10 protein-coding genes are annotated in these 12226 nt (G+C 46.3%); 7 read left to right on the forward strand and 3 right to left on the reverse strand.

Annotation, left to right across the window (positions count from 1 at the left end; translation table 11 throughout):
• The first annotated feature begins 31 nt into the window (after window positions 1-31).
• Window positions 32-1141: a Gfo/Idh/MocA family protein gene (locus BMZ56_RS02130; RefSeq protein WP_245893042.1), complete on the forward strand. Its 1110-nt coding sequence runs from the start codon at window positions 32-34 to the stop codon at window positions 1139-1141.
• 3 nt (window positions 1142-1144) lie between these two features.
• Here the strand turns inward: BMZ56_RS02130 and BMZ56_RS02135 are convergent, their stop codons facing one another.
• Together BMZ56_RS02135 and BMZ56_RS02140 are read right to left on the reverse strand one after the other, a co-directional pair.
• Window positions 1145-1693: a hypothetical protein gene (locus BMZ56_RS02135; RefSeq protein ID WP_143072819.1), complete on the reverse strand. Its 549-nt coding sequence runs from the start codon at window positions 1691-1693 to the stop codon at window positions 1145-1147.
• A gap of 24 nt (window positions 1694-1717) precedes the next feature.
• Window positions 1718-2698, reverse strand: a complete 981-nt coding sequence (locus BMZ56_RS02140; RefSeq protein WP_090623548.1) for a GlxA family transcriptional regulator — start codon at window positions 2696-2698, stop codon at window positions 1718-1720.
• Window positions 2699-2869: 171 nt separating this feature from the next.
• Here BMZ56_RS02140 and lepA point away from each other — a divergent pair, with 171 nt between their 5' ends.
• From lepA to BMZ56_RS02165, 5 genes are all read left to right on the forward strand, one after another.
• On the forward strand, window positions 2870-4660 hold the full coding sequence (gene lepA / locus BMZ56_RS02145) for a translation elongation factor 4 (RefSeq protein WP_090623551.1): 1791 nt from the start codon (window positions 2870-2872) through the stop codon (window positions 4658-4660).
• Window positions 4661-4670: 10 nt separating this feature from the next.
• Window positions 4671-5549: a bifunctional 5,10-methylenetetrahydrofolate dehydrogenase/5,10-methenyltetrahydrofolate cyclohydrolase gene (locus tag BMZ56_RS02150; protein ID WP_090623554.1), complete on the forward strand. Its 879-nt coding sequence runs from the start codon at window positions 4671-4673 to the stop codon at window positions 5547-5549.
• Window positions 5550-5609: 60 nt separating this feature from the next.
• Complete coding sequence (locus tag BMZ56_RS02155; RefSeq protein WP_090623557.1) at window positions 5610-6014, forward strand: hypothetical protein; 405 nt, start codon at window positions 5610-5612, stop codon at window positions 6012-6014.
• Between the two features lie 259 nt (window positions 6015-6273).
• Complete coding sequence (locus BMZ56_RS02160; protein WP_090623561.1) at window positions 6274-6948, forward strand: response regulator transcription factor; 675 nt, start codon at window positions 6274-6276, stop codon at window positions 6946-6948.
• Window positions 6949-8229 carry a sensor histidine kinase gene (locus tag BMZ56_RS02165; RefSeq protein WP_090623567.1) on the forward strand — a complete coding sequence of 427 codons (1281 nt, stop codon included), beginning with the start codon at window positions 6949-6951 and terminating at the stop codon, window positions 8227-8229.
• On the opposite strand, the gene BMZ56_RS02170 is transcribed toward BMZ56_RS02165, so the two are convergent.
• A complete protein-coding gene (locus BMZ56_RS02170; protein WP_090623570.1) occupies window positions 8217-8489 on the reverse strand; it encodes a hypothetical protein in 273 nt (90 codons plus the stop codon). The genes BMZ56_RS02165 and BMZ56_RS02170 overlap by 13 nt on opposite strands.
• Before the next feature lie 497 nt (window positions 8490-8986).
• Between BMZ56_RS02170 and BMZ56_RS02175 the strand changes: the two genes are divergently transcribed.
• The gene (locus BMZ56_RS02175; RefSeq protein WP_218146432.1) at window positions 8987-12223 is read left to right on the forward strand and encodes a SusC/RagA family TonB-linked outer membrane protein; all 3237 of its coding nucleotides are present in this window, start codon (window positions 8987-8989) and stop codon (window positions 12221-12223) included.
• Window positions 12224-12226: the final 3 nt, after the last annotated feature.

Raw genomic sequence — 12226 nt, forward strand, 5'->3', positions numbered from 1 at the left:
TTTACCTATACTTGGCATTTAATATGTTTCTATGAATACAATGAGTGTGCCAACCTTCCGTTTTTCAACGTTGTTTTTTATAACCACGCTGCTGTTTTTAACTAGCATACAGGCACAAGAGCGGCTAAAAGTAGCTGTGGCGGGATTGAGCCATGACCATGTGCACACATTACTTCGCGCTTACCGGCAACAAGAGGTGGAGATTCTAGGGATTGCCGAAACAAACACCTCGCTCGTAGATCGCTACCGAAGAAATTACGATTTGCCCGATTCGTTGTTTTTTAAGACCGTTGACGACATGCTACAAGCCGTTCATCCCGATGTGGTTTTAGCCTATAATGCCATTTCCGAACATGTTGAGGTGGCAGAGATTTGTCTGCCGTTAAGGGTGCCGTTGATGGTGGAAAAGCCGTTGGCCGTCAACAACGAACAGGCGAGGCGGATTGCTCAACTGGCTGCGACCCACCATACTCCCGTTCTTACCAACTATGAAACTACGTGGTACGACAGTAATCAAACCCTGAAGCAATGGGTTGAAAGAGGAGACATCGGTAGATTAAAAAAAGTAATCGTAAAAGACGGCCATCAAGGGCCAAGAGAAATCGGCTGCAGTGAAGATTTCCTGAATTGGCTTACCGATCCGGAAAAAAACGGTGGAGGTGCACTGATAGATTTCGGCTGCTATGGGGCTAATTTGATGACCTGGCTTATGGAGGGCGAGCGCCCGGTAGCAGTCACTGCCGTCACACGGCAGCTGAAACCGGATAGGTATCCGTTGGTCGACGATGACGCAACCCTCATCTTGGAATACAAAGGTGGAACTACGGGCGTGATTCAAGCGTCGTGGGATTGGCCATACAGTATCAAAGACTTGCAGGTATATGGTGAAAACACGTCGCTTCACGCCGTAGATCCGGGTACGTTGCTGCGCTATTCAAGCCCGCGTAAACAGGGACCGGTTCCCTTGGTGACGACGTACTTTAACGACCACCTCTCGTACCTGAAAGCGGTATTGAATGGCGATACCGATGGAACAAACGATCTGTCGTCGTTATCAAACAACCTGATTGTTGTTGAAATCCTGCAGGCGGCGAGGGAGTCTGCTGCACGAGGTGAACGGGTTTTGCTGAATAACCGGTAACGCTTATTCAATTTGACTTTGCAGCAAAGCATCGCGCCATTGCTGCTGTAACTCCGGTGTGAAATGCTCCTGTGGAATCACCAGTTCAACGGTATGCAGGGCGGTAGGTCCTTCGGCTACATACGTTAGCAATACGGTTGATCCGCAGGTTTCATCGGAAGATCTGGTAGCTTTGATCACAAATAGGATCGACGTGCGGCCGTTTACCGTTTTTTTGTCGACAATATCAAGCGACGCTTCCGGGCACCCGGCTTTCTCGAATTCCCACTTCTCTTCAGGTGTACCAAGGGCCTTCATGGGGTAGTAGCGCCGGTCGATAGTCGTTACGGTAACGGTTTTCACCGGGGCTTTTTCCGCCGCACTGCCCCTTATTGAATAGGCCGTACCGCGGATACCTTTTGTGTCTTTGGGAATCCCGGTGCTTTTCCATCGGTACTCCCCCGGAAAGTCGATCACAATTTTTTCCTTGCCGGGCGTAGGTTGCGCCCTGCCGCAAAATGCACAGCATAGGCAAGCGACAAAAATAGGTAATGAAATATATGTCCGTAGCATCTGCACCATCCACATTTAATTCAGTTAAATAATCGGCTCGAACCGCATCGCAAATTTATCCCGGTACGCTTTTGGTGTCATGCCTGTATTTTCTTTAAACAAATGCCGGAAATTTTTCATGTCGCTGTATCCTGCACAAAGCATAATCTCAAACAAGCCTTTCTCTGTGTTTTCAAGCAATCGTTTTGCGGCCTCTATTTTGGTTTTTTGGAGGTACCGTATCGGGGTGAGTCCAGTTGCCTGTTTAAACCTCCGGACGAAATTACGCCTGCTAGCCGGAATATCGGCAATCGCTTCTTCGATGCTCTTGATTTCGGGAAACTGGCTCTTGATTTTATGTTGCACGCGCATCACCAATTCATCATCATGGGCCTCCACGGGTGAGAAGTGGCCGAAATAAGCCTGGTTTTCACGATCCATGTCGATTGCAAAGGTCTTGGCAATGCGAATGGCCATTTCCCGACCACAGCATTTTTGAATGAGCGCCAGCATTACGTGAAATCCGCTGGTGGCGCCGCCGCTGGTATAGATATTGGCATCATGGGTAACCACGGCATCCTGCTCCAGCTTAATTTTTGGAAAATAGGTGGCCAGCTTCTCCGCTGCATCTACATGTGTGGTTGCGCGGCGATCGTCCAATAACCCCGATGCCGCCAATAGAAAGGCGCCCGTACAATTGCTGGCCAATATGGCTCCTTGAGCATATTGCTTGTGAAGCCACGGAATAAAGCAGCGGTTGTCTTCAAGCGTTTGTGCCATATCTACCGGTCCGAAGGCTGGTATGAAAATCAAATCGTAAGACGGGCTGTTGCTAACCGGTACGTAAGCAATATGACGGAAGTTATCAGGAACTACTTGATGATCCGACGCGCCCGTGAAACTGATCTCGAACCGTTCCGATTTTCCTTCTTCAGCTAGAAAACGGTTGGCCGTTTCAAATACATCTACGATGGCTGCAAGACTTAGTAATCGGTATTTACGGGTCAAAAGGATAGACAGTCGCATATCATTGCCTGATTAATTTCACTTCAAAGATACAAACCCATCTTTAAATATCCTCTCAAAAAACTATCTTTGCCGTTTGAAGTCGATTTGCATGAAACTAGCTAGGTCAGCGACCAACGAAGGCGATGAAATCCAGGTTCCATGAGGCGATTCTACTAAAATTATTTTCGAATGAACCATATCCGCAATTTTTGTATCATTGCGCACATAGACCACGGTAAGAGTACGTTGGCAGACAGACTGTTGGAGTTTACGAATACCATTACCCAACGGCAGGCCCAAGCCCAGCTTTTGGATAATATGGATCTGGAACGGGAGCGGGGCATCACCATCAAAAGCCACGCAATTCAGATGAATTATGTAAAAGATGGACAGGAGTATGTGCTGAATCTCATCGATACCCCGGGGCACGTGGATTTTTCGTATGAAGTATCGCGGTCCATTGCTGCCTGTGAAGGAGCGCTGCTTATTGTGGATGCTTCGCAGGGGATACAGGCGCAGACCATTTCCAATTTGTACCTGGCGCTCGAACACGATCTCGAAATCATTCCGATACTCAACAAGATGGATCTGCCGGGGGCAATGCCTGAGGAGGTAAAAGATCAGATTGTCGACTTAATCGGCGGTAAGCGAGAAGACATTATCCCTGCGTCAGGAAAAACAGGCCTCGGGGTGATGGATATCCTGAATGCAATTGTTGACCGAGTCCCAGCCCCCGTAGGTGATCCCGAAGCGCCCCTACAAGCACTGATTTTCGACTCCGTATTCAACTCCTTTCGGGGTATCATGGCGTATTTCAAAGTCGAGAATGGCGAAATACGGAAAGGTGATAAGGTGAAGTTTATGGCCACCGGGAGGGAATACATCGCCGATGAGATCGGGACATTGCGTCTCAATCAGGTGCCCAAGGAGGTCATCCGAACGGGCGACGTAGGGTACATCATTTCGGGCATCAAAGAGGCAAGGGAAGTAAAAGTAGGGGATACCATTACCCATGTAACCCGCCCGAGCAAAGACGCAATCAAAGGATTTGAAGAAGTGAAGCCGATGGTCTTTGCGGGAATTTATCCAGTAGATACCGAAGATTTTGAAGAATTGCGCGAGAGCATGCATCGCTTGCAGCTCAACGATGCGTCGTTGGTATTTGAACCGGAATCTTCCGCTGCACTTGGATTCGGGTTCCGGTGTGGTTTTCTGGGAATGTTGCACATGGAGATCATCCAGGAGCGCCTGGAACGGGAGTTTGACATGACGGTAATTACCACGGTACCCAACGTATCGTACAAAGCTTACCTCACCAAAGATCAAGAGGAAATCGTTGTTCATAACCCATCTGATTTGCCCGACCCCAGTAAGTTGGACTATGTAGAGGAACCTTATATTAAAGCAAATATCATCACGAAGGCTGAATTTGTCGGAGCGGTGATGTCGCTGTGTATCCAGAAGCGTGGAATCATCATCAACCAGTCGTACCTCACGGCCGATCGTGTGGAGTTGGTATTTGAAATGCCGATGGGTGAAATTGTATTCGATTTTTATGACAAGCTAAAAACGATATCCAAAGGATACGCGTCGTTTGATTACCACCAGATTGGCTACCGGCAGTCGGATCTGGTAAAGCTGGATATCCGTTTAAATGGAGAACCTGTTGATGCGCTTTCCTCACTTATCCACCGAAGCAATTCCTACGACTTTGGAAAAAAAATATGTGAAAAATTAAAGGAGCTGTTACCGCGGCAACAATTTGAAATCGCAATACAGGCGTCCATTGGTGCGAAAATCATTGCTCGTGAAAACATCCGCGCGTTACGCAAAGATGTGACCGCCAAATGTTACGGGGGAGATATTTCCCGTAAGCGTAAATTGCTTGAAAAACAAAAGAAAGGTAAAAAGCGGATGCGCCAAGTAGGCAACGTGGAGATTCCGCAGTCGGCATTTATGGCCGTGTTGAAGTTAGATTAATTAATTAAAAATGAACTTATTAGACGGTAAACTCGTATCAGCGAAAATCAAGGAAGACATTAAGCAGGAAGCGGCTGCTTTTTTGGCAGAAACGGGTCGAAAGCCTCACTTGGTGGCCATTTTGGTAGGTAACGACGGAGCCAGCGAAACCTATGTCGCCAGCAAGATGCGTAACTGTGAACTGGTTGGATTTGAGTCGACCAATATCCATTTCGATACCAGCATTTCGGAAGGTGAGCTCCTAGCTAAAATTAACGAGCTCAATGCAGACGGCGGCGTGGATGGATTGATTGTACAGCTTCCGTTGCCGAAACATATCGATCCGGAACGGGTTACCGAAGCGATCGACTATCGAAAGGATGTGGATGGGTTCCACCCCGTGAACCTCGGTCGTATGCAACGCAATTTACCTTGTTTTATTCCGGCTACTCCCTATGGAATCCTGCTGATGCTTGCACATTATGGCATTGATACCTCCGGGATGCATGCAGTGGTGGTAGGCAGGAGCAACATTGTCGGTAGTCCGATGAGTATACTACTGGCGCGGAACAGCAACCCCGGAAATTGTACCGTGACGCTCACCCACAGCCGGACCCGGAATGTCAAGGAAGAGGTGCTTCGGGCCGATATCATTGTGGCAGCCATTGGAAAGAAGCACTTCATCACGGCCGATATGGTAAAGGAAGGAGCCATTGTAATCGATGTGGGAATTAACCGCGAAATGAGTGATAGGACCAAATCAGGGTATAAGCTATACGGCGATGTCGACTTTGAGCAGGTTGCCCCGAAATCATCATGGATAACGCCGGTACCTGGAGGCGTGGGCCTGATGACCATCGTCGGCCTATTAAAAAACACGTTGGAAGCAGCCAAGGGGAGTATTTATTAATGCGCTTCCAAATAGTTTGGTACAACTATTGCGTCTAAAGCGGCAAAAAAATAGATAAAAATGAAAAAAATAGCAATGACAGCCTTATTTGCCGGAGCATTGTTTTTCGCAGCCTGCAACAACGGTACATCCGGAACAGAATCACACGACCATGATCATGCGGAACACGACCACAATCACGATGGCCATGATCACGATCATACCGTCGGCGAGCAGGTAGATGCTGCATTGGACACCCTAGAAGAGGTAGGCGATACGATCGGTGCGAAGGCTGAGGAATTGGGCGAGGAGTCCAAATCCAAATTTCAAGAAGCAAAAGAAGGGATCAAAGCAGGTGTGAAAAATGCCAAAGAAGAGGTAACGGAAGCTTCCAAGGCGGCAGCGACTGACGTAAAGAACGCTGCAAAGAAAGTAGGTGAAAAAATCGAAGAAACCGCCAAAGAAGTAAAGGAAGACTTGAAGTAGGGGAATTGCCAGTATTTAAGCCTACTGCTCGCAAGCTGAGATCCGCGGCCGCGTTGCTTGCGTCTCCACAAGGCTTGCTCTGCAGCAGACTGAAATGACCGTAATGACTCGTACCCATTACCATTATTTACCGCCAAATTGGTTAGGATAGGTAAAAGCAACCCAGTGACGCGGACCGTAGGGAGCGTTACAGTTGCGTTGCGTATCCTAACCACCCATCCTCCAGCCTTTTTACAGATTTTCATGGTATCTTTGAGACATGAAGCTACTTATCATCGAAGACGAACAGGGCCTGCGGGACAATGTCACCCAGTTTTTACAGAAAGAGCAATACACCGTTGAAGCAGCAGCCGATTTTCATTCAGCCATGGAGAAAATTGCGTTGTATGATTACGATTGCATTTTGCTGGATGTAGGCCTGCCAGATGGCAACGGCTTAAATCTACTACGCGCGCTAAAATCTAAACAGAAACGCGACAATGTGATTATTATTTCAGCTAAAGATTCATTGGATGATAAACTCGAAGGATTGAATCTCGGTGCCGATGACTACCTGACCAAACCGTTCCACTTAGCCGAACTCAATGCGCGGATTAAAGCCGTGCTGCGGCGGAAAGCATTAGACGGTGGTAACGTTGTCAAATTGAATAACATGGAGCTGGATTTCAACGGACGCACGCTTTGTATAGACGGCGTGACGATTCACCTTAACCGAAAGGAATTTGATATCCTAGCGTTTTTTGTGGTCAATAAAAACAGGCTGATCTATAAATCTGCGCTGGCGGAACATGTTTGGGGAGACCACATGGACAATGCAGATAATTTTGACTTTATTTATTCCCAAATCAAGAACTTGCGAAAAAAATTAAAGGATCATGGCGCCAATCTCGAGATCCAAGCCATCTACGGAGTAGGTTATAAATTGACCGTATAGATGAAGCTGCTCAACCATACGTTGCTGTATCTGTCGGCCTCGCTGGTCTTCATCCTGAGCATATGGGCTGTGGTCTTCTATTTCAGCATGATGGAGGAAGTGTACGATAGCATTGACGATGGTTTGGAAAATTACAAGATGCTGATCATCAAAAAAGCCAGCCGTGATTCATTACTCCTAACTAAAAGCCGTTTTGATGAGAGTAATTATGCGATACGTCCCATAGATAGGGAGTTTGCACTGCGGGCGACTGAGCAGTTTAAAGATACGTCTATGTATATGGAGTACGAGGAAGACTATGAAATTATGCGTATGCTCACCACGTACTTCTCTACACCGCAGGCGCAGTATTACGAATTGAAGATCATCACGTCTATGGTAGAAGGTGATGATTTGGTTGCCGATTTATTGCATGCGTTATTGTGGCTGTATGTTGCGGTAATTGCGAGCGCGTTTATCATTAATAACTGGGTGCTACGAAAAATATGGCGGCCATTCTACCAATTGCAGCATGAGTTAAGAGGTTTTAAGTTGGGCGAGGATAAAACGTTTAATCCGCCACAGACCAAGGTAACTGAATTTGAGGATATGAACAATACGGTGGCGGAGCTGCTGAAGGCCAATATTGCCGTATTTCAGCAGCAAAAGCAGTTTATTGAAAATGCTTCACATGAATTGCAAACCCCCTTGGCCATCGCCATCAACAAACTGGAGCTATTACTGGAGCAAACCCAGGGAAAAGAGGCGCAGGTACAGCTTCTCGCTAACGCGATCCAATACCTGGAACGGATGACCCGGCTTAACAAATCCCTGTTGTTGCTTTCAAAAATTGAAAACAGGCAATTTTCCAAAGAGGAAACGGTCGATTTCAACGAGCGGTTACGGCGGCAGGCGGATGATTTTGAAGAACTTCTCCATTACCGAAATATCCAGTTAGACTGGATTGACAACGCGAAGTTACAGGGACGCTTCAATGCAGACCTAGCCGATGTTTTGATTACGAATCTGTTAAAGAACGCAATTGTGCATAACTACGACGGCGGTTGGATTACCGTAACTGTCGGAAAAGATGAGTTTGAAATCGCGAATACCGGCAGACCACAGCCTTTAGATACTGATAAAATGTTTACCCGTTTTTACCGATCGGCTGATCAGTCGTCATCCACCGGGTTGGGATTGGCTGTCGTGAAAGCAATTGCACAGCACTATCAGGCGGAAGTAGGTTACCGCTACGTAGATGGACTGCACCGCCTCTATTTTCGACTGCCTCACCTAATGTAATCTTCATCGGCTGAGTCCAGTGGCTTGTTGATTTCGAAGGTTGGGTCCGCCTCCGGCTGATCAGCGTTGTTCTGCCTCCTTCTGGGGCGACCCAAAAGAAAACCTACAATTACACCAATGAAAAACATCGTGCCCAATACGGCTAATTTTGGGACCGTCCGGATGCCGAATATCCAAAAATTTACTTCATCCATGTTTTTCATGAGTATGACCGTGACCAAAACGGTTACGACAATGATGAAAATGGTTTTTGCACGCATAGTTTTTTGAATTTGTAACGAAAATACTAAAATCTTTTAGATAGCAGCCTGTGTATCAATTAACATTTTTTAACTTTTTTATTTGAAATTTTTGCCATTGAAAGATTATGTGTATTTTTGGCGCAGCGATAAAACAACACACACACAGAAAACAGCACACGTAGACACAAACTATTGGGTAGTTTTACACACAGAATTTATAATTGACATCTACCACATCGAAACAAATATATCGATGTTTAGTCAATATTAATTACCCGCAAGATTTCAATGATTTGACATTGTGGCTACCTATTCAGGAGAATAAGGGGATGTTTCGGAAAATGACCATAGAGAGTAGGCAGTACCAGCTTGTCATTAAACCAGGAGAATAATTCACTGACTTTTTGATTTTTACTCGTATCCAATCCCATTGGTGGAAACCTTGGGTAATTCCAACGACTTTTACAGCTATATAACTATTTTTTACGACTATTTTTTAACCAAATTCAAAACACATGAAACAAAAATTACTATGTTTCTTTATGTTGGGGATACTGCTGATTGGATCAGCCTATGCCCAAGACAGGAGAATCAGTGGTAGAGTGACATCAGCGACGGACGGCGCTCCGATAGCTGGGGTTTCCGTACTGGCTGTGGGTGGCACTACAGCTACTCAGACCGACGATTTGGGAACATTTTCGATCAACATTCCGTCATCGGTGACCCAATTGGAATTCCGCTTTTTAGGGTATACTACAGAACGTGTGGATGTCGGAAGTCAAGCAATGGTTACTGTCCAGTTAACAGAAGACGCCTCAGCACTGGAAGAAGTGGTCGTGACGGCCATGGGCATTACCCGGCAGGAGAAGACCCTAGGTTATTCGGCCACCAAGGTGGGCGGAGAGGAAATCGCCCGGGCACGCAACTCGAATATTACCCAATCACTTGCAGGTAAAGTGGCAGGGGTACAAATCCAGGCTTCGTCGTCTGATCCGGGATCGTCTTCGTCGGTAGTCATTCGCGGATTCGGCTCTATCAATGGTAATAACCAGCCGTTATATGTAGTGGATGGTGTTCCACTGCAAAGCAATACCTTCACGGCAGATGGGCGGGTAAATGGCTTGAGTGGTATCGGTAATATTGCACAAGATGATATTGAGTCGATGACTGTACTGAAAGGTGCCGCAGCGACAGCTTTGTACGGTAGCCGTGCAGCCCGGGGCGTTATTGTTATCACTACCAAGCAAGGAAGCCGGGGTGCAGACCGCAACTATACCATCCAATACAATGGTGGAGTACAACTTCGTCAGGTTTCTTATTTTCCTGAGATGCAGAATGAGTTCGGGCAGGGATGGAACGGAACACAAACCTACATCGAAAATGGTTCTTGGGGACCACGGCTTGATGGATCGACTCAGGTATTCGGACCTATTTGGAATCACCAACAATTGATCCACGAATATTCAGCCAGAAAGAATAACGTCAGAGATTTCTTCGATATTGGTGTTTCCAACAACCATAACGTTTCCTTGAGTGGTGTCTCGGATGATGGTAAAAATACCTATTACGTTTCCTATTCGAACGTTTCGGATGATGGTAGCATGCCGACTGACGCTGATTCATACGAACGAAATACCATAGCCTACCGGGGAGCTTACCAAGGAGCTGATTGGTTTAAAATCTCATCTACCGTGAATTTTGCAACCGCGAAGACAAATTCAGTAGGTAGTTTCCAAGGAACATCCGTGGTAGATGGCCTTTATGAATTACCACGGGATGTATCGCTTTTAGATAAACAGGATCTTACGAATCCCTTTAATACGCCAGAAGCCTATTTCACACCATACGGCATTACAAATCCTTATTGGGCGCTAGCAAATAACTACAATCAAATTAACTCTAAGCAGTTGTATGGTAAACTGCAGGCAGACATCAATCCCATTAAAGAATTGACCCTTACCTACCGGTTTGGATACGACTACAACGATTATGACGTAAAAATCGGTACGCCTGAAATTGATCTGGATGATGCGCTGATCAACGAGGATTATGGATATGCACCAAGCAACATGAACCAAACGGGTAATGTATATGCGCGCTATGGCCGTTCCTATGAATTCAACCACGACTTTCTGGCTACGTATGACAATACGTTTGATCGGTTTACACTTACTGCACTTGCCGGAGTGAACATCAACGAGCGGTATTCGACTTATATGTTCGGACAAACAGACGGACTATCGTTTGATACTGGCTTTTGGGATCTCAGTAATGGCGCCACACGTTCCGATTTGTCGGAAAGTCAGTCAAAAAGAAGATTGATCGGCCTGTTTGGAGATGTAACGGTAGGCTTTGACGATATGCTGTTTTTAAATCTGACAGCGCGTAACGATTGGTCTTCTACATTGCCAATCAATGGCAACAGTTATTTTTATCCGGGCGCTACGCTGAGCTGGATCTTCACGGAGTTGATACCTCAGAATGATATACTTTCTTTTGGTAAAGCACGTTTAGCCTTTGGACGCACGGGGGCGGATACGGATCCGTATCGGACAAGCTATAATTATGTACAAGGATTCGCAAGCGGATATTATGCGACAGACATCGCGCAGTTTCCGATGAACGGTGTAAACGCATTTCAATTAAGCGGCACGGCAGGCAGTCTTACGCTGCGGCCGGAAATGAACGAGGAGTTTGAGGCAGGTGTGAATATGCGGTTTTTACGGAATCGTATCGGCATTGACGCTGCATTTTATAACCGTAAAAATATCGATCAGATTTTTACCTTGCCGGTGGATCCGTCGACCGGGTTTACGAATATGGTTACCAACTTCGGAGAGGTTCGTAACCGAGGTGTCGAATTGTTGTTGACTACTACACCGGTGAAAACGGCCAAATTCCAATGGGATTTGGATGTGAATTTTGCGATCAATCGCAATAAAGTACTGTCTATGCCCGAAAGTTTGGAAGGCGGCCGGGTAAGTATCGAAGACTTTTCGGCGGGCGATGACGCCGTCTACATGTATGCTGAAGCAGGGAGACCACTGGGTCAGTATTATACTTACCTGCCGCAGTACGTGACGGATCCTAACAGTGAATACTATGGTCGTATGATTGTTGATGAGGCTGGGCAACCGGTTCTTACGCTCGACGTAGAAGATACAGGTTTGAATATGAATCACCAATGGACTGGAGGTGTAAATACTTCCTTCTCTGCTTACGGGCTTACATTAAGCGCCGCGTTGGATGTACGTTATGGAGGTGGAATGTTCTCTCGTACCAAGAACTTGATGCAGTTTACCGGAAATGGTATGATGACCTTATATAACGACCGCAGACCGTTTATCATTCCGAATTCAATACAACGGGTGCTGGATGAAGATGATAATTTTGTAGGCTACACTGAAAATACCACTCCGCTGAAGTTATCAAATACCAGTTACCAGAATTATTTCAATTTGTATGGGTGGGGCAATGGGGGTATGTCTTATCTTGTTGACCGCACTTACGCCAAATTGCGGAATGTGACGCTTACTTATGATTTACCAAAGCGGTGGGTAACCGCTACCCGTTTAAGTGGTATATCACTGTCTGCATTTGTGAACAACGCATTTATATGGACTGCATCGGATAACCAGTATATCGACCCCGAGGGCTCAACGGTTGGTCCCGACCTTACCGGACAGTTTGGTGAACTGTATGTCAATCCGGCAAGCAGGATATACGGATTCAATGTTAACCTGAAATTTTAATTG

This window comes from Parapedobacter indicus, assembly GCF_900113765.1.
GTDB classification, from domain to species: domain Bacteria; phylum Bacteroidota; class Bacteroidia; order Sphingobacteriales; family Sphingobacteriaceae; genus Parapedobacter; species Parapedobacter indicus.

Excerpts from the sequence above, each read along its gene's own strand:
- BMZ56_RS02130 (WP_245893042.1), top strand. The coding sequence starts at position 32 with ATGAATACAATGAGTGTGCCAACCTTCCGTTTTTCAACGTTGTTTTTT.
- BMZ56_RS02135 (WP_143072819.1), bottom strand. The coding sequence starts at position 1,693 with ATGCTACGGACATATATTTCATTACCTATTTTTGTCGCTTGCCTATGC.
- BMZ56_RS02140 (WP_090623548.1), bottom strand. The coding sequence starts at position 2,698 with ATGCGACTGTCTATCCTTTTGACCCGTAAATACCGATTACTAAGTCTT.
- lepA (WP_090623551.1), top strand. The coding sequence starts at position 2,870 with ATGAACCATATCCGCAATTTTTGTATCATTGCGCACATAGACCACGGT.
- BMZ56_RS02150 (WP_090623554.1), top strand. The coding sequence starts at position 4,671 with ATGAACTTATTAGACGGTAAACTCGTATCAGCGAAAATCAAGGAAGAC.
- BMZ56_RS02155 (WP_090623557.1), top strand. The coding sequence starts at position 5,610 with ATGAAAAAAATAGCAATGACAGCCTTATTTGCCGGAGCATTGTTTTTC.
- BMZ56_RS02160 (WP_090623561.1), top strand. The coding sequence starts at position 6,274 with ATGAAGCTACTTATCATCGAAGACGAACAGGGCCTGCGGGACAATGTC.
- BMZ56_RS02165 (WP_090623567.1), top strand. The coding sequence starts at position 6,949 with ATGAAGCTGCTCAACCATACGTTGCTGTATCTGTCGGCCTCGCTGGTC.
- BMZ56_RS02170 (WP_090623570.1), bottom strand. The coding sequence starts at position 8,489 with ATGCGTGCAAAAACCATTTTCATCATTGTCGTAACCGTTTTGGTCACG.
- BMZ56_RS02175 (WP_218146432.1), top strand. The coding sequence starts at position 8,987 with ATGAAACAAAAATTACTATGTTTCTTTATGTTGGGGATACTGCTGATT.